We start from the raw sequence: 25,722 nt of genomic DNA on the forward strand, positions 1-25,722 counted from the left end.
GGTCTGGTGGGTCAGACGTCCAGGAAGCGAACGTCCTTGGCATTACGGGTGATAAAGCTGCGCCGCGCGTCGACGTCCTCGCCCATCAGGATGGAGAACAGTTCGTCGGCGGCCGCGGCGTCGTCGAGCGTGACTTGGCGCAGCACCCGGACCGTGGGATCCATTGTCGTTTCCCACAATTCCTTGGCGTCCATTTCGCCGAGACCCTTGTAGCGTTGGATACCGTCGTCCTTGTTGATCTTCTTGCCCGCCTTCTGCCCGGCCTCGAGCAAGCCGTCGCGCTCGCGGTCGGAGTAGGCGAATTCGGGTTCGCTGCGCTGCCACTTCAGCTTGTACAGCGGCGGCTGCGCCAAGAAGACGTGTCCGTGTTCGATCAGCGGTCGCATGAACCGGAACAGCAGCGTCAGCAACAACGTCGAGATGTGCTGACCGTCGACATCCGCGTCGGCCATCAGCACGATCTTGTGGTAGCGCAGCTTGGCGATGTCGAACTCGTCGTGAATGCCGGTGCCCAACGCGGTGATGATGGCCTGGACCTCGGTGTTCTTCAAAACCCGGTCGATGCGGGCCTTTTCGACGTTGATGATCTTGCCGCGCAGCGGAAGGATGGCCTGGAACATCGAGTCGCGGCCGCTCTTTGCCGAGCCGCCCGCCGAGTCGCCCTCCACCACATACAGTTCCGACTTGCGCGGATCGGTGGAGCGGCAGTCGGCCAGCTTGCCGGGCAGCCCGCCGAGGTCGGTTGCGCTCTTGCGGCGCACCAACTCTCGCGCTTTGCGGGCGGCGATGCGGGCCTGCGCCGACGACACCGCCTTGTTCACCACGACTTTGGCATCCGCGGGGTTGGCTTCGAACCAGTGCGTGAGTTGTTCGTTGCAGACCTTCTGCACAAACGACTTGACCTCGGTGTTGCCCAGCTTGGTCTTGGTCTGACCCTCAAACTGCGGCTCGCTGACCTTGACCGAGATCACGGCCGCCAGGCCCTCTCGGATGTCGTCGCCGGTGAGGTTCGGGTCCTTGTCTTTGAGTAGCTTCTTGTCCTTGGCGTACTTGTTGACCACCGTCGTCAACGCGCTGCGGAAGCCCTCTTCGTGCGTGCCGCCCTCGTGGGTGTTGATCGTATTGGCGAAGGTGTGCACCGACTCGGAGTAGCCACCGTTCCACTGCATCGCGATTTCGACCTCGTGACCGGGACCCTTGCCGTCGAAGTCGATGATGCTCTGCTGGATCGGGCTCTTAGTGCGGTTGATGTGTTTGACGAAGTCGACCAGGCCGCCGGGGTAGTGGAAGGTGCGGTGCTTAACCTTGTGCGGCGCAGTCGATTCCGCGGCCTTCTCCTCGGCCGACTTGGGAGCTTCGGCGGTGTCGCTGACGACCTCGTCGACCACCTCCTCCTTGGTCACCCGTTCGTCGGTGAGGTTGATGGTCAAACCCTTGTTGAGGAAGGCCATTTCCTGCAACCGGCGCGCCACCGTTTCGAAGTCGTAGTCGGTGGTCTCAAAGATTTCGGGATCGGCCCAGAACCGGATCGTAGTGCCGGTTCGCTTGGTGGCCTCACCCTGTTTGAGGGTGCCGGGGACGGCGCGGTCGTAATACTGCGACCACTCGTGGCCGTCGCGGGCGATGTCCACCTCGAGCCGGGTCGAGAGCGCGTTGACCACCGACACGCCGACGCCGTGCAGACCACCACTGACGTTGTAGCCACTGTTCTCGCCGCCGAACTTGCCGCCCGCGTGCAGCTGCGTCATCACGACGTCGACGGTGGGGGCGCCGGTGGCGTGCATCGCCACCGGGATACCGCGCCCGTTGTCGGAGACCTCGACGCTGCCGTCGTCGAGAATGCGGACGTCGACCTTGTCGGCGTAGCCGGCCATCGCCTCGTCGACCGAGTTGTCCACCACCTCCCAGATGAGGTGGTGCAGACCACGCTCACCCGTGGACCCGATGTACATGCCGGGGCGTTTGCGGACGGCCTCGAGGCCTTCAAGCACGGTGATCGCTGAAGCGCCGTAATCGTCTTGCGCCTTCTTCTTCTGGGCAGCCACGGTCGGAATGCTCTCCTTGGGGTTTCATGCGGGCGGTTCCAGTCACCGCAACAGTCGCATCCTGCCAGTCTAGCGTGAACGGGCATCCGCACCGATTTTCTGGCCGCGTTTCTACCCAGCTAACCGCGCCGTGCGCACGATTTCTTTATTCTGGCCGCGTCCCGACGTGCGTCGAGGGGGTACGCACCGTCCTGGCGGATTTCAGGGGCCTGTGGACGAACCGCGATCTGGGGATCCTCGGCGGTCATCAAACTCCCTAGCCGTAGGTGTCGCGCGGCCCTCTTCCAGCGATATGGCGCGGCCCCTTGCGCCAGGAGGGCGCGGCCGGGCCGGTGATTCTCAACGACGTCACCACGCCGTTGCCGACGGCGGCGGCGATCTTGGCGAGTAACTGCGACTGGATCATCCGCAACTGGGTGGCCCACGCCGTCGATTCGGCGGCCACGCTCAGCACGCCCTCGTTCAGGGCGGTCGGCACCGCGTGGTCGGCGATCTGGTGGCCGACGACCGTAGCCCAGTTACCCAGCACGGTGCCCTCGGCGACCTGCGCGGTCCAGCCTCGCTTTTTGGCCAGATCGCGGGCCAGGCTGCCCAGCGGTTGCGGATCTCGCCCGTCCGGTCCCGGCCCCGACCAACTGCGCCGCTGCCCGGCTACGCGGCGCGGGGCGGGGGCCGCCCGGCCGCGGCCGGCGTCTTTGCCCTGCGCCCGCGCGGCGGCCCGGGCCTCCTCGAGCGTGCGGCGAACCAGGTCGATGCCACTGAGGGCATTCGGCGGCGTGACGGGACGCGCGCCCTCATCCGTGCCGGTCATGAGCGCATCTCCGAGACCCGGCCCGAGTCACTGTCGCGCAAGTCGACGTGCACCTGGCGGGCGTCCCAGCCCGCCGGAATGTCTTCGAGCACCGCCGCGGTGACCAGCACCTGTTCGGCTGATTCGGCGACGGTGGCCAGCGCGCGGCGCCGCGCGGCGTCGAGTTCGGCGAAGACGTCATCGAGCAACAACACGGGTTCGCTTTCTTCCGCGCGGAGTAATTCGTACGCCGCCAACCGCAGCGATAACGCGAAGGACCACGACTCGCCATGGCTGGCAAAGCCTTTCGCGGGCTGATCCCCGAGCCACAACTCCAGATCGTCGCGATGCGGACCGACCAGACACATGCCCCGTTCGAGCTCGGCGTCGCGGCGCGCCGACAGCGCCGCCAGCAAGGCGGCTTCCAGGAACTCCCGGTCGGCGCCCGCAATCTCGGCCGCGGCCTCGGCGCCCAGGCTGGAGCGATAGCCGATGGATGCGGCCCGCGAGCCCGGTGCCAGCAGCTGGTAGGCCTTTTCCACCTCCGGCGTCAACTGGTTCACCAAATCGATACGGGCGCCCATCAATTGGGCACCGTATTCGGCCAGCCTGCTGTCCCACACGTCGAGCGTGTCCAGTGCGCTCTGGTCGCCGCGATAGCGGGCACCGGACAAAGATTTCAACAGCGCGGTGCGCTGGCGCAGGACCTTTTCGTAGTCGGCGCGGACCGCGGCCACCGCGGGTCGGCGCACCGTCGCGAGATCGTCGAGGTAGCGGCGCCGGTCGGACGGGTCGCCCCGCACCAGCGACAGGTCTTCGGGAGCGAACAGCACCGCACGCAGCACGCCGATCACCTCGCGCGTGCTGCGCACCGGGGAGCGATTCAGCCGGGCCTTGTTCGCCCGGCCCGCCGCGATCTCCACGTCGACCGCGCACTCCCTGCCTTCGTTGACCACGATCGTGGACACCACCGCGCGGTCGGCGCCGGCGCGGATCAGCGGCGCATCCGTGCCCACCCGATGTGAGCCCATCGTGCTCGAATACCACAGCGCCTCAAGCAGATTCGTCTTCCCGAACCCGTTGGATCCAATGAAGACCGTCCGACCAGGCTGCAATTCGAGGTCGGCGTGTGCCCAGGACCGGAAATCGCGCAGTCCCAAATGCCGGACGTACACCTAGCCAGGCAACCGGACAGGCATCAACAGGTAGACGTAATCGGTCGGCAGGGCGCTGTAGGGTCCCGCGCCGGTCGGGTGGCTGTCGTCGTTCAATGCCGGTCGCAACAGCGCCGGCTTCCCCGGCGTCGTGAAACCGAAGGACACCCGCTCGGAATGGACCGAGCCCAACCCGTCGGTCAGATACGTCGGGTTGAACGCGATGGTCAACGGCTCGCCGACGAAATCCACGGCCAGGTCCTCTTCGGCCCGGCCGACATCGTCGGCGCCGGCGGACAACCGTAGCGATCCTTCGCTGAATTCCATCCGCACCTGAGCACCCCGGTCGGCCACCAACGCCACCAGCTTGATGGCTTCGGTCAACTCCGCGACGTTGATGGTGGCGACAGCCGTGTGCTCGGCCGGCAGCAGCTGGCGAAACTTCGGGAACTCCGCATCCAGCAGCCGGGTGGTGGAGCGCTTGCCGTTACCGCTGATGCCGAGCAATCCGTCTTTTCCGACACCGGAGCCCGCACCCAATGCCAACCGGACCTCGGAGCCGTCGGCGCCGGTCCGGGCGGCTTCGGCCAGGGTCTTGGCCGGCACCAGGACCGCGGCCTCGATGTCAGGCGAGGCCGCCGACCAGGTCAGCTCGCGAACCGCCAGGCGGAAGCGGTCGGTGGCCGCCAAAACGACCGTGTCACCCGAAATCTCAACCCGGATGCCCGTCAACATCGGCAACGTGTCGTCGCGGCCGGCCGCGATGGCGACCTGGCTGATCGCCTCGGCGAACAGGTCCGCGGGCAGCGTCCCGGTCTCTTCGGGCAGCGCCGGCAGTGTCGGGTAATCCTCGACCGCCATCGTCGGCAGCGAGAACCTGGCGTTTCCGCAGTGCAGTGCCACCCGATTACCGTCGACGTAGAAGTCGATGGGCTTGTTGGGCAGCGCCCGCACAATGTCGGACAACAACCGGCCGGATACCAAAACGCTTCCCGGAGAAGCTATTTCGGCGGCGACCTGCGCCTCGGCGGAAACCTCGTAATCGAATCCGGAGATCGTCAGGCCCTCATCGGTCCCGGAGAGCAGCACGCCGGACAGCACCGGCACCGCGGGTCTGGACGGCAGGTTCTTCGCCACCCACGACACCGCGTCGGCGAAAGACTCCCGCACCAAACGAAATTTCAAGTCGCTGAGGCCAGCCGTTGTCGTCGCCGCGTCCATAGCGTCCCTTCACCTACTCAGCGTTTCGAATCCATTGGCTAGCCTCCCCCCGCTAGCACGGGGCTCCGCCACGAACGCCGATGACATGTGATGCCAACGACGACCGCAACGGCAGTCGAAGAACAACCGTAGATCGTTCGACGCCATCTTGAAAGCTAATCGCAAACCCCGACAACCCGAGCTGACCAAGCTTCAGACGACGAGTGTGCACCGGGCGTCCCCAAGCCTGTATTTCAAAGAAGAACCGATGAAGAGATCTCAGTACCAGTATTAAGGCCTGTGCAATCTGGGGACAGCGCCGTCTCGGCCCAGCTAGCGCGGCGATCCGGTTGTGCATCGCCGCGTGAACACCTGTGGGCGACGTGTTGGGCGGGTGGGGACGAACGACGGCTGTGCACCCCGGCGGTGTTACTACACCGGCGTTTAATTGCGTTGTGCACAGCGCTACCCACATACCCGCGCTGTGGCGGATGTGACAGGCGGGTGTGAAGTTTCCCGAAAAAAATTTCAGGCAGGAGCGGCGAAAGCCCGGAACCGGGGCCGGGAGCGCAGGGAGAGAAGAGATTTCAGCGCTTGGAGCGCTGGCGGATGCGAGTGGTGAGCTCCTTGACGTGATCAAAAACTTCACGCCGCTCGGCCATCTCGGACAAGATCTTGCGCTGCGCGTACATGACCGTGGTGTGGTCGCGGCCGAACGCCTGTCCGATCTTGGGCAATGACAGATCAGTGAGCTCGCGGCACAGATACATGGCGATCTGGCGCGATTGGGCCAGGGCCCGAGTCTTGCCGGGGCCGCGGAGCTCCTCGACGGTGGTGTCGAAGTATTCGGCGGTCGCCGCCATGATGGTGGCCGCGCTGATCTGCATGGTGCTGGCGTCGGCGATCAAATCGCGAAGCACGATCTCGGCCAGCGCCTTGTCGATCGGCGTTTTGTTCAGCGATGCGAATGCCGTGACCCGGATCAGGGCGCCCTCGAGCTCGCGGATGTTGCGTTCGATGCTGCTGGCGATCAGCTCGAGGACGTCGTCGGGCACCGCGAGGCGCTCCATCTGCGCTTTCTTGCGCAGGATGGCGATGCGGGTTTCCAGCTCGGGGGGCTGGACGTCGGTGATCAGCCCCCACTCGAATCGGGTGCGCAGCCGATCTTCCAGGGTGGCCAGCTGTTTGGGCGGGCGGTCCGAGGAGATGACGATCTGTTTGTTGGCGTTGTGCAGCGTGTTGAAGGTGTGGAAGAACTCTTCCTGGATACCTTCCTTGCCCTCGATGAACTGAATGTCATCGACCAGCAGCACGTCGACGTCGCGATAGCTGCGCTTGAACGCGACCTTGCGGTCGTCGCGCAGCGAGTTGATGAAGTCGTTGGTGAATTCCTCGGTGGACACGTACTTGACCCGCATCCCCGGGAACAGTCGCTGCGCGTAGTTGCCGGCGGCGTGCAACAAATGGGTCTTGCCGAGGCCGGACTCGCCCCAGATGAACAACGGGTTGTAGGCCCGGGCGGGCGCCTCGGCGATCGCCAGGGCGGCGGCGTGCGCGAACCGGTTCGAGGCGCCGATGACGAACGTGTCGAAGGTGTAGCGACGGTTGAGGCTCGTTCCGGCGGCGACGGCCGGATCGATCGCGTGTGGCCGCTCGGTGAAGTAGTTCGGCCAGCCCGCCTGGTTGTCGGTGACGGTCTCGCTGTTCTCGAAAGCTTCTTCGGTGTCGACGGCCGCGTCGCCGGCGGGGAAGCCAGGATCGCCTCCCGGGAACGGCTCGGCCGGGGGGATGAGCGCGTCCTCGACGTCGTCGGGCGGGGGAGCGATGCGCACGCCCAGTTGAATCTGCTGCCCGAGCCGGCGGCTGAGCGCATCGGTGATCGGTGCCCGCAGGTGTCGTTCGATCTCGTTCTGCACGAAGCTGCTCGGCACCGACAGCAGAGCAAATCCCTCGACGATGGTCAGCGGCCGGACGAGGTTCAGCCACGCCCGCTGTTGAGGAGTGAGGGGAGTGACCAAAGTCGTGCGGTTGGCCGTCATGCCGTCCGCGGGGGGCTCACCGTTGAGCTCGGAAACGACCGCATTCCACACTGTCGTGAAACTGGAACCGGGGTCATCGGTCAACGACGCATCTCCCTGGTTCTCGAACGTCCCGACCCGAGTCACACACGCTTGGCGACAAAACAACTGTCCACATAGTTATACACAGGTGTGGACAGGATGATCGTAGGCGAGCCACAACCTACCGGCGACGGCTCGCGATCTCCCCGCTGGAAGAGAACCCCGGAAGGTTGTCTAGGCAGCTAGTCGATCCACCATCCTCGCTTCATTGTCGAGCGCTGCTTGTAAGTCTAAGTCGACTTCGCAGAAGCTAACAGTTTTCCGTTCGGCTGCCAACCGTTCTGCTGCATTCCAATCGGGTCATTTAGGGTACGTGGGGCTTGCTTCGGCTCGTTATGGTAGCCACGTCCGCAACGAGTGTGACCGAAACGGAAAATCTTTCCGGCACGCCACCGCGGCTTCGTTGCGGCAAGCCAGGTTTGACCAGGCGAAGCCTCGTCAGTACCCTCAAACAGTCGCCCGAAAGTCGGCGATACGGCTGCGACCCGAACCACTCGGGGACCGCGCCGGCCAGCAGCACCAAGACCACCTCCGGTCGAACGGCAGACGAGCCCGATGCGAAACGTCTGAGCGGCCGGATGGCAACACAACGAGGAGAACGTCGTGGCCAAGGGCAAGCGGACCTTCCAGCCGAATAACCGGCGCCGAGCCCGCGTGCACGGCTTCCGTCTGCGGATGCGCACTCGTGCCGGACGCGCGATCGTGTCCGGTCGGCGCCGCAAGGGCCGCCGCGCGCTCTCTGCCTGATCGCAACGGCAGGTCTTTCGGCGGTGCTTCCCGCACGCAACCGCATGACGCGGTCAATTGACTTTGACGCGACGGTGAAGCACGGGATCCGGATGGCACAGCCCGATCTCGTCGTGCACTTTCACCGCGGCGAAGACGGCGACGAAACCCGCGCCCCGCGCGTCGGATTGGTGGTCGGCAAGCCCGTCGGGTCCGCCGTCGAACGCCACCGAGTCGCTCGCCGGCTGCGGCACGTCGCCCGAACGCTGTTGGGCGAACTCGGGCAATCCGATCAGCTGGTGATCCGCGCGCTGCCCAGCAGCCGCACCGCCTCCTCGGCCCGACTCGAACAGGAACTGCGCCGCTGCTTGCGCCGCGTGCCGACGGCGGGACGCAAACCGTGACGACCTGGATGCGGATGCGCGCACCGCTGCAAAGCGCCGGAAGAGCGACCGCCCGCGGCGTGATTTTCCTAATTCAGCTGTACCGGCACATGGTGTCGCCGCTACGTCCAGCGACGTGTCGCTTCGTCCCGACCTGCAGCCAGTACGCAGTCGATGCGCTCAACGAGTACGGCCTGATTCGGGGGAGCTGGTTGGCTGCGGCCAGACTCGCTAAATGCGGTCCATGGCATGAAGGCGGCTGGGACCCGATCCCGGACCGCCCCGGATGCCACGTGAATTGCCAAGATGCCAGCGCCGCCCGGGCCGTCCGCGCGGCGCGAGGGGAGAGTGAATCTTTTGTTTGATTTCTTCAGTCTCGACTTCGTCTACTACCCGGTGTCGTGGATCATGTGGGTCTGGTACAAGCTGTTCGCCGCCATGCTGGGGCCGTCGAACTTCTTCGCCTGGGCGCTGTCGGTGATGTTCTTGGTCTTCAGCCTGCGGGCGTTGCTCTACAAGCCCTTCGTCCGGCAGATCCGCACCACTCGCCAGATGCAGGAACTGCAGCCCCAGATCAAGGCGCTGCAGAAGAAGTACGGCAAGGACCGCCAGCGCATGGCGCTTGAGATGCAGAAGCTGCAGCGCGAGCACGGGTTCAACCCCATCCTGGGCTGCCTGCCGATGTTGGCGCAGATCCCGGTGTTCATCGGTCTGTATCACGTGTTGCGCTCGTTCAACCGGACCACCGGCGGGTTCGGCCAGCCCCACCTGTCGGTGGCGCAGAACCGGCTGACGGGAAACTACGTCTTCACCCCGACCGACGTCGGACACTTCCTGGATGCGAACTTGTTCGGCGCCCCGATCGGCGCCTTCATGACGCAGCGCACCGGGTTGGACGCGTTCACCTTCTTCAGCCGTCCGGCCGTGGTGGCGGTGGGCCTGCCGGTGATGATCCTGGCCGGGGTCGCGACGTACTTCAACAGCCGGGCGTCGGTGGCACGGCAGAGCCCGGAAGCGGCGGCCAACCCGCAGACCGCGATGATGAACAAACTCGCGCTCTACGTGTTCCCGCTCGGCGTCGTCGTCGGTGGTCCGTTCCTGCCGCTCGCCATCATCCTGTACTGGTTCGCCAACAACATCTGGACCTTCGGCCAGCAGCACTACGTCTTCGGGATGATCGAGAAAGAGGACGAAGCCAAGAAGCAGGAAGCCATCCAGCGCCGGGCCGCCAACGCGCCGGCGCCGGGGGCCAAGCCGAAGCGGAATCCCAAGGCGGCATCGCCGGGTGGCAACGGAGCGTCGACGGCCGATGACGAGGCCCCCGCGGCCGGCTCGGCGAATGCGGATTCCGACGCGGCAGATCCTGCAGCGGCCGAGGCGAGCGACGGGCCGCTCAACCGCACGCCGCGGCCCGGGGCGCGACCGAAAAAACGCAAACGCTGATTCGGGCGGAATGACTTGCGGGGCCGCCGGGAGAGGGCGACCCGAATTGGGCTGGGGCCCATTGAATGAGGGAGAGAAGACATGACAGACGCCGAGACCACCGAGCGTGACGTCGATACGGAACTCGACACGCAATCGGCCGCCGAGGATGCCATCGAGTCCGGCCCCGAGGACATCGATGATCTGGAGGAGCGCTTGGTCGCCGAGGGCGAGATAGCCGGCGACTACCTCGAAGAGTTGTTGGACCTGTTGGACTTCGACGGCGACATCGACTTGGACGTCGAGGGCAGCCGCGCCGTCGTCAGCATCGACGGCAGTGACGACCTGAACAAGTTGGTGGGTCGCGGCGGCGAAGTGCTCGACGCCCTACAGGAACTCACCCGGCTTGCGGTGCACCAGAAGACGGGCGTGCGAAGCCGGCTGATGCTCGACATCGCGAGCTGGCGTCGGCGGCGTCGGGAAGAGCTCGCCGCGCTGGGGGACAAGGTCGCGCGCCGGGTCCTCGAATCGGGCGAACGTGAAGAGCTTTCGCCGATGACGCCGTTCGAACGCAAGATCGTGCACGACGCCGTCGCGGCCGTCGACGGGGTGCACAGCGAGAGCGAGGGCGTCGAGCCTGCGCGTCGCGTGGTTGTCCTGCACGACTGAGCGCACCGAGTTACAGCCGTGTAGTTCCCGCCCGCCGCGCGTCCGAGGTTGACGGTGCGCGTTCCAACTAGAGGATGTTTCACGTGAAACATGTCGGTTCCCCGGACGCGGCGGGCGCGGCTGGGGAGGGCGCCGACAGCGGCCAGGTGCCGGACGCGGCGAGCGCGGTCTTCGGCGAGCGGCTCGACATCGCCGGACGGTATGCGGAGGCGTTGGCCACCGCAGGTGTCGAGCGCGGGCTGCTGGGGCCACGCGAGGTGGACCGGATCTGGGACCGCCACATACTCAATAGCGCGGTACTGGAGGAGCTCCTCGAACCCGGCGAACGCATCATCGACATCGGCAGCGGCGCGGGCCTACCCGGAATCCCGCTGGCGATCGCGCGGGCCGATCTTCACGTCGTGCTGCTCGAGCCACTGTTGCGCCGCAGCGAATTTCTCACCGAGGTCGTCGACGAACTAGGGTTGGCCGTCGAGGTGGTCCGTGGCCGTGCGGAGGAGCCTGGAGTGCGCAACCGGTTCGGGGAGAGGGATGCTGCGGTGTCGCGAGCGGTTGCATCGTTGGACAAGCTGACGAAGTGGAGCCTGCCCCTGCTCCGGCATGGCGGGCGAATGCTTGCCATCAAGGGGGAGCGAGCCGCCGACGAAGTTGAACAGTACCGGCGTGTGATGGCAGCATCGGGCGCCGCTGATGTCAGGGTGGTGACATGTGGCGCGAACTATTTGCGTCCCCCCGCAACCGTAGTTTCAGCGCGCCGCGGAAAGCCGCCGCACCACAAGCCGGCACGGACCGGGAAGGCCGGAACCCGATGACTTCTCCAGGAGATTGGCCGGTGGCTCAGGCGCCGGAAGACGTTCGCGAGGCGGCCCCGCCGGCAGCCAATGTTTCACGTGAAACAGCCGAGGAATTCGACACTCCCATCGGGGCGGCCGCCGAGCGCGCGATGCGGGTGCTGCACACGACGTACCCGCCGCTGCGCCGGCCGTCGCGCCGGCGCGTCTTCACCGTCGCCAACCAAAAGGGCGGGGTCGGTAAGACCACCACCGCGGTCAACCTGGCGGCGGCGCTTGCGCTGCAAGGCCTCAAGACCCTCGTCATCGACCTGGACCCCCAGGGCAACGCGAGCACGGCCCTCGGCATCACCGACCGGCAGTCGGGGACGCCCTCGTCCTATGAGGTCTTGCTCGGCGAGGTCTCGGTGCATGATGCGCTGCGGCAGAGCCCGCACAACGAGCGCCTGTTCTGCATCCCGGCCACGATCGATCTGGCCGGCGCCGAGATCGAATTGGTGAGCATGGTGGCGCGCGAGAACCGGTTGCGCACCGCACTGGCCGATCTCGACAACCTCGACTTCGACTGCGTCTTCATCGACTGCCCGCCGTCGCTCGGGCTGCTGACGATCAACGCGCTCGTCGCCGCGCCCGAAGTCATGATCCCGATCCAATGCGAGTACTACGCGCTCGAGGGTGTGTCGCAGCTGATGCGCAACATCGAGATGGTGAAGGCCCACCTCAATCCCAAGCTCGAGGTGACCACCGTGGTGCTGACGATGTACGACGGACGTACCAAACTCGCGGACCAGGTCGCGGAAGAGGTGCGCCGCTACTTCGGCAGCAAGGTGCTGCGCACGGTGATTCCGCGCAGCGTCAAGGTGTCCGAGGCGCCGGGCTACAGCATGACCATCATCGATTACGACCCCGGTTCCCGCGGGGCGATGAGCTATCTCGATGCGAGCCGCGAACTCGCCGAGCGCGATTGACCACCATCCGCGAAGGGACGACCATGACGCAGCCGTTACGCAAGAAGGGTGGCCTCGGCCGGGGCCTGGCTTCGCTTATTCCGACCGGCCCCGCGGAGGGTGACTCGGGACCGGCGACGCTCGGCCCGCGGATGGGCGACGCCGCCGCCGACGTCCTGATCGGGGGACCGCCGCCGCAGGACGCGTCTCCGATGGGCGCCGTCTATCGCGAGATCGCGCCGGCCGACATCGAGCGCAACCCGCGCCAGCCCCGGCAGGTCTTCGACGAGGAAGCGCTGTCGGAACTGGTGCACTCCATCCGCGAGTTCGGTCTCTTGCAGCCGATCGTGGTGCGGGCGGTCAAGGGTTCGGACAGCGGCGCGCGTTATCAGATCGTGATGGGGGAGCGGCGCTGGCGCGCGGCTCAAGAGGCTGGTCTGGCGACCATCCCGGCGATCGTGCGCGAGACCGGCGATGACGATCTGCTGCGCGACGCCCTGTTGGAAAACATCCATCGGGTGCAGCTGAACCCCTTGGAAGAGGCGGCCGCCTACCAACAACTGCTCGACGAATTCGGCGTCACCCACGATGAACTCGCAGCGCGGATCGGCCGGTCGCGGCCGCTGATCACCAACATGATCCGGTTGCTCAAGCTGCCGATCGCGGTGCAGCGGCGGGTCGCCGCCGGAGTGCTGTCCGCCGGGCACGCGCGTGCGCTGTTGTCGCTCGAGGCGGGGCCGGAGGCACAGGAGGAGCTCGCCACGCGGATCGTCGCCGAGGGGCTGTCGGTGCGGGCCACCGAGGAGGCGGTCACGTTGGCTAACCGGAACGGTCCGGCGACGCCGACGGCGCCCCGTCGCAAGCCGATCCAGATGCCGGGCCTGCAGGACGTCGCGGATCGGCTCTCGACCGCCTTCGATACCCGGGTGACGGTCAGCTTGGGCAAACGCAAGGGCAAGATCGTCGTCGAGTTCGGCTCGGTGGACGATCTGCAGCGGATTATCGACGTCATGTCCCCGCCCAAGTCATGAACCAGGACACCGTGTAATTACGTCACTGTGACACTGGGGCCGTAGTGCGGGACGTTTGCGTCCCCTCGGCGCCACCCGTCCGACGAAACAGCATGCGCATCAACAACTTTCGATAATCGACGCGTCACGGCCGCACGAGGCCGGCCTCTGGGCGCGCCAACCCCGATGGCCAGGCCAAAGCTGGCCCGATCACGACCCCCTCTCCTATCCTGGAGGGGTTGCCGGTGCAGATGGCTGCAGTACCGCACAGGAGCCAGGAGGCTAGTGTCCGCTCGAATCACGCCGCTACGGCTCGAGGCATTCGAGCAGCTTCCCAAGCACGCACGCCGGTGCGTCTTCTGGGAGGTCGATCCGGCGACCCTCGGGAATCAGGACCACCTGGCCGACCCCGAGTTCGAAAAAGAAGCATGGCTGTCGATGGTGATGCTGGAGTGGGGCTCGTGCGGGCAGGTTGCGACCGCGATCCCGGACGAGCGGAGCCAGTCCGAGCCGCCGTGCCTGGGGTACGTGTTCTACGCCCCGCCGCGGGCGGTGCCGCGGGCGCAGCGCTTCCCGACCGGTCCGGTGTCCGCCGACGCGGTGCTGTTGACGTCGATGGGCATCGAACCAGGACCCGCGGCCGACGATCTACCGAATGCCTTGATCGCGCGGGTGATTGACGAGCTGGTGCGCCGCGGCGTGCGAGCGCTCGAGGCGTTCGGCCGCACCCCGGCGGCTTCGGAACTGCAGGATCCGCGGTTGGTCGGTCCCGACGTGCGGCCGGTGCTGGAAGCCGTCGGCGACTGTTCGGTGGACCACTGCGTCATGGATGCGGAGTTCTTGAAAGACGCGGGTTTCGTTGTGGTCGCGCCACATACGTACTTTCCCCGACTGCGGCTCGAACTCGACAAGGGTCTGGGCTGGAAGGCCGAAGTCGAGGCGGCCCTGGAACGCCTGCTGGAGAGCGCACACCTCGAGCAGCCGGTCGGCGCCGGGTCTACGGCGGGAAATACGTTGAAAACGCTGAAAACCACCGAGGGCGGTTAGGGCGAACGGTTAAGACCCGCCCAGCTGGCTGGTGCGTTCCACCGACAATTCGTGGGCCAGCAACTCGGCGAAAGTGAAAGTGCCAGTGGGCCGGTCGTTCTTGCCCAACAAATACAGTCGCTTGACCGCGGCCAGGATTCCTTCGGCGATGGCATCACGGGTCTGCGTTGAGACCAGCATCGAGCGATCACGCGGGTTGGTGATGTAGCCGACGTCGACCTGCACCGTCGGCATCCGGGTCAGGCGCAGCAGATCCCACGTCCGGCCGTGCGTGCGGCAGTCTCGTAAACCGGTGCGGGCCACCACTTCCCGCTGGATGAAGTCGGCCAGATTACGCCCGATGGTGGACACCGAGCCGTGCGAGTTTCCGAAGTGAAACGACGCCACCCCGTTGGCGGCGGGGCTGATCTGACTCTCGCAGCGCAGGCTGATCATCAGATCGGCGCCGACATTGTTGGCGGTGGCGGCGCGTTCGGCATCCAGCGGACTGCGATTGACCGGTCGCGACAGGAAGGTCTCCATGCCGATCGCGGCCATCCGTCCCTCGAGCCGGCTGGCCAAGTCCCACAACACATCTGCTTCGCTGACCGGTCCGGACGGGCCCTGCATGATGGCGCCGTGGTCCGCTCCGCCGCGGCCCGGATCGATGATGATCCGCTTGCCCGACAGCTTGGGACCCGAGGAGCGAACGAGCTCCTCTTCGCGGAGCGCGTGCGGCGATCCGCCGCTGACCCGTGAACTCAGGAAGTGAAAGGAGCGCAACGTTTCCGGGCCGCAGATCCCGTCGGCGGAAAGCCCGTATTCGCGCTGATACGACATCAACGCGTTGTGGGTCTGCAGCCCGAAGTATCCGTCGACCAGGCCGGTGTAGAAACCCAGATCCTGTAGGCGGGCCTGCAGGGTGGCCACGTCGTCACCGAACAGTGGGGCACCGAACTGGTGGTAGAGCGTGCGGGCGCCCAGCCGGTACGACGCCTCCTTGAGTGCCCGGTAGGTCGCCTCGCCGACGATGCCGTCCACCAGCAGGCCGCGGTGTTGCTGGAAAGCGCGCACCGCCTGGTCGAGTTCGGCGTCGAAGACTTCGAGGGCCACCTGCCGGCCGGTGTTGAGATCGTCCTCGGAGCTATCGAGCAGGCCCAGGGAGGCCAGTGTCGCCCGGATCTCGGTCACAGCGGCGCCGTGGTCGCCACAGCGCAGCGCGTCGCCGTATTCGCGGCGCGGACTCGACATACAGGGGGCCCTCCGGGACTAACTGACGAGCTCAAAAATGGGCAACAGCTAACCGTATTGTCGCAGACGCTTCGTCAATTCGGGAAAACCCCAGGCCATGCGCGGGGCGTGGTGCGACGAATCAAATGAAGATCAGCCGAGGTTGGGAACCGCGTCCGAGAGCTCGCGCAGCAATGCCGCCTTGCCCTTGGCGCCGACGATCCGCTTCACCGGCTGCCCGTCTTTGAACAGGATCAGGGTGGGGATGGAGACGACCTGAAAGTTCTGCGCGGTTTCGGGGTTGGCGTCCACGTCGAGCTTGGCGACGGTGAGCTGTTCACCCCGCTCGCTGGCGATCTCTTCGAGGACCGGCGCCACCATCTTGCAGGGGCCGCACCACGTTGCCCAAAAGTCAACCAGCACAGGCTTATTGCTGGATAAGACGTCGGTGGAAAAAGACGCGTCAGAGACTTCTATTGTGGCCCCGGCTTTTTCGGCGTCGGTCATCGCGGTGCTCCAATCAATGTGTCGGTACTGCCAGGAAATTCGGTGGCGTCGCCTTGGGCGGCGGCGCTGTTTTCTTCGTGGTCGGCGAGCCAGCGTTCGGCGTCGATGGCCGCCGAGCAGCCGCTGCCCGCGGCGGTGATGGCTTGCCGGTAGGTGCGATCCACCAGGTCCCCGGCGGCGAACACCCCCTCAATCGAGGTACTCGTGGTCCGACCCTGCACCAGCACATACCCGTCGGGATCGGTCTGCACAACATCGCGCACCAACTCCGAACGCGGATCATGCCCGATGGCCACGAACACCCCGCTCACCGGCAACGTCGACACCACACCGCTGCGCGTGTCACGCACCCGCAAACCCGTCACCGTGGACTCACCCTCGACTGCCTCGACCGCCGCATTGGTCACGAAGGCGATCTTGTCGTTGGCCCTGGCCCGCTCCAGCATGATCCGCGACGCGCGAAACTCCTGGCGCCGATGCACCAACGTCACACTGCGGGCAAACCGGGTCAAAAACGTCGCCTCCTCCATCGCCGAATCCCCACCCCCGATCACCGCAATGTCTTGATCCTTGAAAAAGAACCCATCACACGTCGCACACGACGACACACCCCGACCCAACAACTCCTGCTCCCCAGGCACCCCCAAATACCGGGCCGCAGCACCCATGGCCAAAATCACCGCCCGCGCCCGCACCGTCTCACCCTCAGCCGTGGTCACCGACTTCACCGGCCCCGCCAACGACACCGACTCGACGTCTTCCATCCGCAGATCCGCCCCAAAACGCAACGCCTGCTCACGCATCTGATCCATCAACTCCGGACCCGTGATCCCGTCACGAAACCCCGGGAAATTCTCCACCTCAGTCGTCGTCATCAACGCCCCACCAAACGACGTCCCCTCAAACACCACCGGCGCCAACTGCGCCCGCGCCGCATACAACGCCGCGGTATACCCAGCAGGACCCGAACCAATAACGACCACGTCATGCACAGTGTCGGCGGTCATGAAAACCTTTCACGCGATGATCTCTGGATCTGAGTAAACGCCAGCGTAGGCACGGCTGTTCCCGGGAGTGTCGCCCCGCCCATGGCACCACACTAGGGGCGGGGGACCTGGGTGTTGGCCAGTAGCCCGGTATCGGCCGCGCTGCAGTTCGGGGAGACCGCGAACACCGCCAGAAGGTGGGGGCTGTCGCCCGGGATCACCAGCACGATGCCGGGGCGCGCGTTGATCTCGACCGGTCGCGCACCCAGGATCTGCGTGGACGCCGGATAGCCGAGGCCGGTGAGGCAAGAGGCGCGCCGCGGCGGATCGCCAAGGGCGCCGTAATCCGGGCTGCGGTCGAGCAGGCCGAGGATCTCGTTCTGTGACAGCGGGATCTGCATCGGCGGCGTCGACAGCGTGATGTGCTGGATGTCGCCGGGGGTGTCCGGGGCGGGTTCGGGTGCGTGGAGGAGCGCGACGGTGCCGAAGCCGATCGCGGCGAGCGCCGCGCACAGGCCGGCGGCCGCGGCGATGGTGCGGGCCGGGCGGGTGTGTGGGCGGGCGGTGTGAGTGGCCGGTCCGGCGGGTCCGGGACCCGCCGAGCGCAGCGCCGCGGAAATCCGGCCGACCACCTCGGGGGGCGGGACGGGTGCCGAGCCGGGGTCGGCGCCGGCGGCGGCGACGTCGCGCCGGACCTGGTTCAGGGCGTCCAGCACGCCGGCGGCGCGGGGATCGGCGCGGATTTGCCTGCGGACGCGGGCCGCGTCCGCGTCATCGAGGATTCCGGCTTGCAGGTCGGCGAGCAGCTCGACGGTCAGCGGTGGGTCTGATCCCGCACTGCGGTGATCCGCCGCGTCGTTGTCCGCCACATCCATCGGACCCAGTGTCCGTCATGCACGCGCCGATGGCCACGCGTGGCCCGGCGGGGCGGCCGTCGACCGGGGTGGTCAGCCCTGGCCGGCCGCGGTGTCGGGCAGGGCGTGCGCGCCGGCGTTGAGGTAGCCCAGCAGTTCGGCGAGCCGGACCCGTCCGCGCGCGCAGCGGCTCTTGACCGTGCCTTCGGCGACGCCGAGCAGCCGGGCGGTGTCGGCCACCGAGTAGCCCTGCATGTCGACGGCCACCACCGCTGCCCGCTGCTCGACGGGAAGCCGCATTAACGCGCGCTGCACGGCCATGGTGGTCTCGACCTGGGCCGTGCGATCGGCCACCGGATAGATGTCTTCCAGCGGGACGGTCGGGTGCGCTTTGGTGCGGCGCAGCCGGTCCAGACACGCGTTGACGACGATGCGGTGCAGCCAGCTGCCGACGGCGGCGTCGTGCCGGAACGCGCCCGCGCCGCGGTGCGCCGAGAGCATGGCGTCTTGCAGCGCGTCCTCCGCGTCCTCCGGGGTGCGCGTGGTCAGCCGGGCGAGCCGGTGCAGGTGTCGCTGATGACGTCCGAACAGCTCGCCGAAGGCGTAACGGTCGCCGGCCACATGGGCTGCCAGCAGCTCGGCGTCGCTGCGCTCACGCCTGGCGTTTCTCCCGAAGCCCACGGCCGGACAGTAACCAATTGCGTATGGCGCGGCACTTCACTCGCAAGCCCCGATGTGAGTCGCCGAAGCTCGGGGACTAGGACGCGGCCTGGACCGTGATCTCCGAAAAGCCGGCCTGGCTCTTGCCGTTGGTGGATCCGAGCGTCGAGATCCAGACCAGCAGATTCGACGTCGGTGATCCGGCCCGGACCGGGATCACGTTGTGGCCCGGCTTGAGCGTGAAGGCCGGGGCCAACACGGTCGTGTCGTTGAGGCTGGACGGCGACGACGAGGACGCCGCGCGTATCTCCACCTTGGTTCCGCTGCTGGGAGTATCGATGCTCACCTGGCCGACCACGGTGGGGCTGGGCAGCTGCAGGATCAGCCCTTCGCCCTGCTTGAAGCTGGGGAACGGGACGGCGTCGGTATAGACCTCGGTTGCCCACCCCGTCGAGGGATCGCCGTCGATGGCCTGCCCGGCCGTGCCGGCGTTGTCGGCGTCGCCGTCGGGGGAGAAGACGGTCGCCTTAGTCGGTTTGACGACGCTGCCCGCGGCGGCGGGCGGGGCGCTCGAGGACGCCGACGCCGACGACGACGAGGGGCCGTTCAGGCCGAGCTCGTCCTTGTTGAGGCCGCCACCGACATTGCCGAAGATCTTGCTCACGATCGACGCCAACACGAGCAGGGCCACCACGATGACGGCGAGGCCGGCCCCGACTCCGATGAGCACGTTGCGCCGGCGGCGCGCGAACGCCGCCTGCTCCTGACCGGGGGAGATTAGAGCCGCCGACGGTGAGGGCGAATCGTCGATCGGGCCGAGCACTTCGGTGCGGTCGGCCACCGCGGTGGCCTGCTGCAGGAGGTTCAAAAGCGTTGAGGCGCTGCGTATTCCGCCGTCCTCCTGGACCGCTCGGACGGCGACGGCGGAGATCTGGAAGGGGATGTCGCGGTCCAGGGACATGGGTTCGACGGGGTTGCCGGCCGAGTCGCGTTCGGCCGCCGCGAGTCCGCTGCGCACGCCGCTCTCCAGCAGCGGCCACCGATTGACCAGCAGCGCATAGAGCGCCGCGCCGATGCCGCGGATGTCGTCTTGCGGGTTGGCGTCGGGCATGGTCGCCGGGTACGCCAGCACCACGTCGCCTTCGATGCTGACCCGCACCCGGCTGGGGTGGTCGATCGACAGCGCAACGCCTGCGCGGTGGGCGGCGTCGGCGGCGGCGGCCAGCGACTGCATGGCCCGCACGGCGCCCACCGGCGAGGGTGCGGTGTCGGCCACCTCCTGCAACGAACCGCCCCGAATCCACTCGGAGACCACCAGGCCGCCCGCGCCGGTGTGCACCACGTCGAGCACGCGGGCGATGCCGGGTTTGTCGATGCGGCTGAGCCGCAGCGTGCGCGACAAGATCTCCTGGAGGACCTCGTCGGGCAGCGCGCCGTCCGGGTCGACGAACGTCAGCGCCACCTGCCGATCCAGGGCGGTGTCCAGCGCCTGCCAGAACTGCAGCGGCGGGGCGCCGCCGTGGAATACCAGCAGCCGATACCGCCCACCGGCGATCCGGGCGCCGGGGACCAGGTGCACGTCGTCTCCCGCCGGGTCCGCCGAACGGTCGCGCGGCGGTTCGAAAGGGGTGGGCGCGCGTCGGACGTCGCCGCGGATGTTGCCGTTGGCCTGTTCGGACGGGCGCGCGGTGGACCGCGACGGCTCCTCGGCGGGGATGTCCGGCTGGAAGTCGTCGGCGAGCGGCCGCGGCGTGCCTGAACCCGCGCCGGATCCAGCGCTGGGGGCTGCGCTTTCCATCGGGCGGTCGGTCACCTCCGGTCCTTTCGCTTGCCGGGCTCGGTTTGCCCGCTCCGGAGGCCTGCGCCGGATCGGCTCCTGGACCGCATTTACCCCAGGCGGGGACGAATTCCTCTGCTCAGGGTACGTGACCGGGCGCCGGTGAGACGATCGATCCTTCGCACTCGGATTGCGCGGGCGTGGTCCGCGGCCCGTGATGCGGTACCGCAGGGCGTCCAGCGCCGCCCGCGCCTCGGGCACCTGCGCGCGCAGCATGACCGCGGCGGTGATCGGCAGCATGATGAGGCCCAGTAGAAACAGGCGGAGCAGGGAACCGGCGCCGCCGCCGCGGGCGGTGAGCTGATCCAGCCCGAGCAGCCGGTCGACCACGTGGGCGATCAGCCCGGCGAGCATGGAGGCGGTGAGCGTCACCAGGATGGTCCGCAATTCGGCGACGCCGATCAGGTGGCCGCCGGGGGGCAGCAGGGCGCGGCGCAGCAACACGTAGCCGATGATCGCGCCGGCCAGAAAGCCGACGCCGTTCGCCAATCCCAGAAAGCCGGCCACCAGCTTGGGGTCGTCGGTGAGGTGGGGCGCCAGCATCGAGCCCAGGATCTTGACGGCCGTGATGACGAGGATGATGACGATCGGCGTCCACGGCTGTTCGCGCGCGTAGAACACCCGCAGCTGCAGGAGCACCAGGCCGTAGGGGAGCAGGGTGAAGGCCGACAGGGTGATCGCGGCACCCAGGTACCCGGCATCGACGCCGCCGAAGTGACCGTAGGCGAACAGAGCGCTGCCCATCGCCGGACCGCCGACGGTCATGAACGCCACGATCGGGATCAGCGTGATCAGCGTCAGCCGGGTGGCCAGCGACAGGTCGCCGAGCACGGCCTTGGTGTCGTCGGCGGCGGCGTTGCGGCTCAGCCGCGGCATCACCACGGTCAGCACCGTCACGCCGATCATGCCGAACGGCAGCATCAACACCAGCCAGGTGTAGTTGTAGATCGCCGGGCCCGACGCCGCCGCGGTGCTGGCGATCTGGTTGCCGACGACCAGGCCGAGCTGGCTGATCAGCACGTAGAGCACCATCGCGGCGGCCATGGTGCCGAAACGCTTGAGGCGCTGGTCGATTCCCCACAACGGGCGCAGGTCGACGCGCTGGCGGCGCAGCGCCACCAGCAGCAGCCCAGTTTGGGCGAACACACCCAGCGTGGTGCCCACGGCCAGCACCAGCAGCTTGGCGTTGCCCATGCGGACGGGATCGACCGACAGCTCCCCGGGAACCAGCACGTAGATCGCCAGGGTGATCAGGGCGACGACGTTGTTGACGACCGGCGCCCACGCCGTGGGCCCGAACACGTTGCGGGTGTTCAGGATCGCCATGAATACCGAGGTCAGGCCGTAGGCGAGGACCTGGGGCAGCAGCAGGTAGGCGAACGCGATGGTCAGCGGCTCGTTGACCTGCGGCGCACGGCCGAGCATCAGCCGCACCAACAGCGGGGCGGCCGCCACGGAGAGTGCGGTGGCCACGATCAGCAACGCCGTCGTCAGCGTGACCAGGCGCCGCACGAAGGCCGCGCCGCCGTCGGGGTCGCTCTGCTCGGCGCGCGCCAGCACCGGCACGAAGATCGCGGTGAAGGTCGCCTCCAGCACGAGGGCGGCCACCAGGTTGGGCAGCTGATTGGCCACCGAGAACGCGCTGGACAACGCGGCGCCCAGGATCGCGGCCAGCAGCACCACGCGGGCGAAGCCGGTGAGCCGGCTGATCAGCGTGGCGAACGCCATCGCCCACGACCGCGAGACCAGCGCGGAATCCGACAGCTCGGGGCGGCGCCGGTCGATCTCGGCGGCGACGGGTGGCAGCGGGCCGGTGGGAGGTGAGCCCGGCCGGGAATCCCGGGCTGGCTCGGGCAGGCGATGGTGGGGATGGGCCTGCCGGTAGGCGGGGCTCATACTCGGTGCTCTTCTTCGACCGGGGCTTGATCCACGCCTTCGTCCGGGTCGTCGCGGGCCTCGCCGGCTTCGGCGGTGTGCCGTGCGTCGGGCGGGTCGGGGCGGTCCAGGTCGGCGGGGTCGGGCTGGCCACGGAAGCGGTGCCACAGCCGTCGGCCGGCCAGCAGAACGAGCACCGCGGCCGCGGACAGCGTGATGGCGAACAGGACCTTGCCGTAGGCGTTGGAGTGGACCGATAGCCGTACCGGCTCGCCCAGCCGCAGGCCGTCGGGGGTGCGCAGCGTCGCGTCGACGGCGACGCGCTGGGTGAAGTTCACTTCGACGGGAATGCGCAGCGGCAGGTATCCCGGCGGCAGTTCGATCTGACCGATGTCGGTGACGTTCATGCCCGGCGGCGCGTCGACGTGCAGGCGCACCCGGATCGGAACGGCCAGGCCGTTGTGCAGCGCCAGCGGCAGCGGGCTGTGCTCGGTGGCCAGGGTGTAGGAGCCGCCCGGGTTGACAATCGTCACCGCCCCAAACAGGTCGTTGATCGTTTTGCTGACCACCGCCAGGCGTTGCTGAGCCAGGCCGTTGCGGGTGTCGGGCGGTTCGGACTGGCTCAGCGCGCGCAGCATGTCCTCGCGCAGCGGCGCGGTGTACTGGACGCCGGTCAGCCCGGTGCGCTCATCGGTCATCAACGACGACGTCAGCCCCCACAGCCGGCCGACCTGGCTGGCGATCCCTGCGGTGAGGTCGTCGCTGAACTGGCCGCGCGGGGAGCCGCCGCCGACCTGACCCGGCGATCCGTTGCGGCCCTGGACGGCCGGGTTCGCCTCGGCGATCACCGTCGGCAGCGGGCGCGGCACCGCCAGGCCGGACCGGATGGTGGTGGTCAGGGCGGTCAAGATGACCTGGGCGTCATCGGCCTGCAGATTCCACGTGGTCGGCGGCACCAGGATCTGCGTGCGCGGCTCGTCCCGCCCGAGCGCGTGCCAGAAGATCGACCCCAAAGCGTCCTGGCGGCGCGCGGTCACCGAATCGTGGCCCAGCCGGACGGTCAGTGACGAGTCCAGATACGTCGGCGCCTCGGGGGCGATGCCCGCGCCGGCGAGGGCGGCGCCGACGGCGGGGTCGAACGGTGCCAGTGCGACTTGCGGGGACAACCGCCGGGGAGCGGTGTCGACGCCTGTGGTGGAGCCCTCTGCGTCGGTGGCCGATAAGTCGGCGGCGGCGATCGCGACGGTGTTGTCGTTGGCGCCGAGCAGCTTCACCGCGCGGTCGGTCAGGGGGCCGTCGGGCACCAGCGTGGCGCCGCGGGCGGAGGAGACGTCCAGGATTTTGTCGATGATGCCGTTGGCGCTGGTGGTGGCGATGGCGCTGAGGCCGGGATCGTTGACGCGCTGCACGGCATCCAGATCGGCCTGCGCGTAGGGGAGCGGAGCCACGCAGGTCCGGTGCGCCAGCGCGCGCAAGCGGTTCAGCCATTCGGTCGCGGTCGCCTGCCCCGCGCCGGGGTGGGTGGGGCTGCCCGGGAGCTGACCGGGGCCGTCGGGGGAGTTGGATACGACGTAGCCGGCGGTCATCGCGTTGACGGTGACCAGCAGATCCGGGTCGATCGCCAAACACAGCGCGCGGCCGACCGCGCCGTCGGGGTCGACGTCGTGGCTGGTGGCGACTTCGGCCGAGGCCAGCAGGATGTCCAGCCGGCCGCCGCTGGCCAACGAGGTGGCCAGGTCGTCGTCGACCAACCGCACCGGGATGGTTCCGCCCGGCACCCCGGGGGCCAGCCGCGGCCGGTCGGCCAGCGGCCACAGCATGGTCATCGAGACTGGCTTGGAGGTGTCGGGCGCGACGGCGGAACTGATGTCGTCGGCGCGATCGGGCGGTACCCCCACCACGGGAAGCAGGAAGCGCGCGTTGTCCAACCGCGCGGGGGCGCCGTAGTCCGGCGTGCCGTTGACGTTGACCAGGACCGGGTAGATGCCGGGCTTTTCCACCCCGAGCGACGGCTTGGCCAGTGCCCGCAGCGGGGCCGACAGGGTGAACCCGACCTCTTGCCCCCGTTGCAGTTCGGGCGCCACGGTGAGGAAATCGGCGGCGGCCTGGTAGCCGTCGGTGTCGCCGTCCAGGGTGGTGCGCAGGCCCGCGGAGGCGGTGACGGCGCCCGCGTGCTCGAGCCGGACCATGACGTCGCGGACCGGGCGGTCGCCGATGTTGGTCACCATGCCGCTGACGGTCACGACGGGCGGACTGGTCGTGGTGACCACGTCCGGGGTGACTTGATCGATGCGGACGCGGACAAACGGCGTCACCCCGGGCTCGCCGGCGGCCGCGCGCGGAATCACCGGGCCGGTGAGTGCCGCGAGTCCGGCCATGATGGCGAGCACGGCGGCGACGCGCGCCAGGCCGGCCCAACGCAGACGCGGAGCTGTCACGGCCCCGGTCCGTGGCCGTTCTTGCGGCCCGCGGCCGGGTGGTCTGCGTGCCGGGTCCGAGAATGCGTTTGCGGGCGGCGCCGCGGCGAGCTGGGCGGTAGCGGCGGAAGCGCAGCCGGACCGTCGCTTTGCAGCTTGTCGATCAGCTCGTCGGCCACTCGGGCCAGGCGGCGTTCGTCGGCGTAGGCCAGCCGCGACGGCAGTTCGCGGATGGGCACCCACGCGACCTCGGCGACTTCGAGATCATCGTCGGACAGCTCGCCGCCGGAGAACCGCATTAAGTAGTGGTGCACGGTCTTGTGCACGCGTCGGCCGTCGGTGACGAACCAGTAGTCGATGCGGCCCAGGGCGGCCAGCACGCTGCCCCGGATTCCGGTCTCTTCGGCGACCTCTCTGATCGCGGTCTGCTCGGCGGTCTCACCGAGTTCGATGTGTCCTTTGGGCAGCGACCAGAGCATCCGTCCGCGCCGGTCGATGCGCCCGATGAGGGCGGCGACCTGTGACTCTCGCGGGCCGTCGAGACCGTCGATCACCAGCCCCCCGGCGGAGGTTTCGTGGACGGTGCGCAGCTGATCTGGTCCGCGGCGAGACGAGCGGGATCGGCGCGACTTGGTGGCCGTCGTGTCGCCGGGCGGTTGACTGTTGGTTTGGTTCTCGGACGAACGCGTGGCACCACGGCCACGGCGCCGCCCCCGGCGCCGACGAGGTTTGCCTTGTTCGCCGTCCGACACCCAAGCGATAGTAGCTGGCACGGCATATTCTCCCGGAGATACTCGCCGCGGGGTGAGTGGGCGATGGCGCAGCGCGTGCGTCTAGTCAGATGGGGCCGATCGCGTGGGCAATTGCCCAGACCGCGCCGAAGATAAGCAGTGACAGCGGTCCGGACAGACTGCCGATGAGCATTCCGCGCCCGATCTGGCCCAGAGTTCCAGAAGCTCGCAGAACAAACGCCGCGACCGCCATGTAGATGAGGACTACCGGAAGCACGAACACGATCGAGTACGGCATGAGGAGCCATGTGGCGACCTCAACGATGAGTAGATGCATTACGG

The 25,722-nt window shown here is 67.7% G+C and carries 23 protein-coding genes; 9 read left to right on the forward strand and 14 right to left on the reverse strand.

What is annotated here, in order from left to right; translation table 11 throughout:
* Positions 1-11: 11 nt before the first annotated feature.
* The 5 genes from gyrB to dnaA form a co-directional block, all read right to left on the reverse strand.
* On the reverse strand, positions 12-2,045 hold the full coding sequence (gene gyrB / locus AC5Y5B_RS09780; protein ID WP_500005249.1) for a DNA topoisomerase (ATP-hydrolyzing) subunit B: 2,034 nt from the start codon (positions 2,043-2,045) through the stop codon (positions 12-14).
* Between the two features lie 256 nt (positions 2,046-2,301).
* Positions 2,302-2,856, reverse strand: coding sequence for a DUF721 family protein (locus tag AC5Y5B_RS09785; protein WP_289176305.1), 555 nt, complete (start codon positions 2,854-2,856; stop codon positions 2,302-2,304).
* Complete coding sequence (recF, locus tag AC5Y5B_RS09790) at positions 2,853-4,010, reverse strand: DNA replication/repair protein RecF (protein WP_112632863.1); 1,158 nt, start codon at positions 4,008-4,010, stop codon at positions 2,853-2,855. Before recF ends, AC5Y5B_RS09785 begins: the two co-directional genes overlap by 4 nt.
* The gene (gene dnaN / locus AC5Y5B_RS09795; protein ID WP_112632864.1) at positions 4,011-5,210 is read right to left on the reverse strand and encodes a DNA polymerase III subunit beta; all 1,200 of its coding nucleotides are present in this window, start codon (positions 5,208-5,210) and stop codon (positions 4,011-4,013) included.
* Positions 5,211-5,776: 566 nt separating this feature from the next.
* Entirely contained in the window at positions 5,777-7,312 is a 1,536-nt protein-coding gene (dnaA, locus tag AC5Y5B_RS09800; protein ID WP_112632926.1) for a chromosomal replication initiator protein DnaA, read from the reverse strand.
* Between the two features lie 600 nt (positions 7,313-7,912).
* On the opposite strand from dnaA, the gene rpmH reads away from it, so the two are divergent.
* The 9 genes from rpmH (at position 7,913) to AC5Y5B_RS09845 (ending at position 14,304) form a co-directional block, all read left to right on the forward strand.
* Positions 7,913-8,056 carry a 50S ribosomal protein L34 gene (gene rpmH, locus AC5Y5B_RS09805; protein ID WP_003874369.1) on the forward strand — a complete coding sequence of 48 codons (144 nt, stop codon included), beginning with the start codon at positions 7,913-7,915 and terminating at the stop codon, positions 8,054-8,056.
* Positions 8,057-8,079: 23 nt separating this feature from the next.
* Positions 8,080-8,439 carry a ribonuclease P protein component gene (gene rnpA, locus AC5Y5B_RS09810; protein ID WP_112632865.1) on the forward strand — a complete coding sequence of 120 codons (360 nt, stop codon included), beginning with the start codon at positions 8,080-8,082 and terminating at the stop codon, positions 8,437-8,439.
* A gap of 8 nt (positions 8,440-8,447) precedes the next feature.
* Positions 8,448-8,783 carry a membrane protein insertion efficiency factor YidD gene (gene yidD / locus AC5Y5B_RS09815; protein WP_500005282.1) on the forward strand — a complete coding sequence of 112 codons (336 nt, stop codon included), beginning with the start codon at positions 8,448-8,450 and terminating at the stop codon, positions 8,781-8,783.
* On the forward strand, positions 8,767-9,861 hold the full coding sequence (yidC, locus tag AC5Y5B_RS09820) for a membrane protein insertase YidC (RefSeq protein WP_500005250.1): 1,095 nt from the start codon (positions 8,767-8,769) through the stop codon (positions 9,859-9,861). The genes yidD and yidC overlap by 17 nt, the downstream gene beginning before the upstream one ends.
* 81 nt (positions 9,862-9,942) lie before the next feature.
* Complete coding sequence (locus AC5Y5B_RS09825; protein ID WP_500005251.1) at positions 9,943-10,509, forward strand: Jag family protein; 567 nt, start codon at positions 9,943-9,945, stop codon at positions 10,507-10,509.
* A 74-nt stretch (positions 10,510-10,583) separates the two neighbouring features.
* Positions 10,584-11,321 carry a 16S rRNA (guanine(527)-N(7))-methyltransferase RsmG gene (gene rsmG / locus AC5Y5B_RS09830; protein WP_500005252.1) on the forward strand — a complete coding sequence of 246 codons (738 nt, stop codon included), beginning with the start codon at positions 10,584-10,586 and terminating at the stop codon, positions 11,319-11,321.
* A complete protein-coding gene (locus AC5Y5B_RS09835) occupies positions 11,318-12,268 on the forward strand; it encodes a ParA family protein (protein ID WP_500005253.1) in 951 nt (316 codons plus the stop codon). The genes rsmG and AC5Y5B_RS09835 overlap by 4 nt, the downstream gene beginning before the upstream one ends.
* Before the next feature lie 23 nt (positions 12,269-12,291).
* Positions 12,292-13,278 (forward strand): ParB/RepB/Spo0J family partition protein, encoded by a 987-nt coding sequence (locus tag AC5Y5B_RS09840; RefSeq protein WP_500005254.1) that lies wholly within the window; start codon positions 12,292-12,294, stop codon positions 13,276-13,278.
* A 264-nt stretch (positions 13,279-13,542) separates the two neighbouring features.
* On the forward strand, positions 13,543-14,304 hold the full coding sequence (locus AC5Y5B_RS09845; RefSeq protein WP_500005255.1) for an acetyltransferase: 762 nt from the start codon (positions 13,543-13,545) through the stop codon (positions 14,302-14,304).
* Positions 14,305-14,313: 9 nt separating this feature from the next.
* Here the strand turns inward: AC5Y5B_RS09845 and AC5Y5B_RS09850 are convergent, their stop codons facing one another.
* From AC5Y5B_RS09850 to AC5Y5B_RS09890, 9 genes are all read right to left on the reverse strand, one after another.
* Positions 14,314-15,534 carry an N-acetylmuramoyl-L-alanine amidase gene (locus AC5Y5B_RS09850; protein WP_112632872.1) on the reverse strand — a complete coding sequence of 407 codons (1,221 nt, stop codon included), beginning with the start codon at positions 15,532-15,534 and terminating at the stop codon, positions 14,314-14,316.
* 132 nt (positions 15,535-15,666) lie between these two features.
* Positions 15,667-16,020, reverse strand: a complete 354-nt coding sequence (gene trxA / locus AC5Y5B_RS09855; RefSeq protein WP_067098986.1) for a thioredoxin — start codon at positions 16,018-16,020, stop codon at positions 15,667-15,669.
* A complete protein-coding gene (trxB, locus tag AC5Y5B_RS09860) occupies positions 16,017-17,027 on the reverse strand; it encodes a thioredoxin-disulfide reductase (protein ID WP_500005256.1) in 1,011 nt (336 codons plus the stop codon). The genes trxA and trxB overlap by 4 nt, the downstream gene beginning before the upstream one ends.
* A 92-nt stretch (positions 17,028-17,119) precedes the next feature.
* On the reverse strand, positions 17,120-17,881 hold the full coding sequence (locus AC5Y5B_RS09865; protein ID WP_500005257.1) for an RsmA family anti-sigma factor: 762 nt from the start codon (positions 17,879-17,881) through the stop codon (positions 17,120-17,122).
* A gap of 72 nt (positions 17,882-17,953) precedes the next feature.
* Complete coding sequence (sigM, locus tag AC5Y5B_RS09870; RefSeq protein WP_500005258.1) at positions 17,954-18,541, reverse strand: RNA polymerase sigma factor SigM; 588 nt, start codon at positions 18,539-18,541, stop codon at positions 17,954-17,956.
* A gap of 76 nt (positions 18,542-18,617) precedes the next feature.
* On the reverse strand, positions 18,618-22,253 hold the full coding sequence (locus tag AC5Y5B_RS09875) for a lipid II flippase MurJ (RefSeq protein WP_500005259.1): 3,636 nt from the start codon (positions 22,251-22,253) through the stop codon (positions 18,618-18,620).
* Positions 22,250-24,670, reverse strand: coding sequence for a hypothetical protein (locus tag AC5Y5B_RS09880; protein WP_500005260.1), 2,421 nt, complete (start codon positions 24,668-24,670; stop codon positions 22,250-22,252). The genes AC5Y5B_RS09875 and AC5Y5B_RS09880 overlap by 4 nt, the downstream gene beginning before the upstream one ends.
* Positions 24,667-25,401 carry an NUDIX hydrolase gene (locus tag AC5Y5B_RS09885; RefSeq protein WP_500005261.1) on the reverse strand — a complete coding sequence of 245 codons (735 nt, stop codon included), beginning with the start codon at positions 25,399-25,401 and terminating at the stop codon, positions 24,667-24,669. The genes AC5Y5B_RS09880 and AC5Y5B_RS09885 overlap by 4 nt, the downstream gene beginning before the upstream one ends.
* Before the next feature lie 85 nt (positions 25,402-25,486).
* Positions 25,487-25,717, reverse strand: a complete 231-nt coding sequence (locus AC5Y5B_RS09890; RefSeq protein WP_500005262.1) for a hypothetical protein — start codon at positions 25,715-25,717, stop codon at positions 25,487-25,489.
* Between the last annotated feature and the right edge of the window lie 5 nt (positions 25,718-25,722).

The sequence above is a fragment of the Mycobacterium sp. NGS33 genome (genome assembly GCF_059812885.1).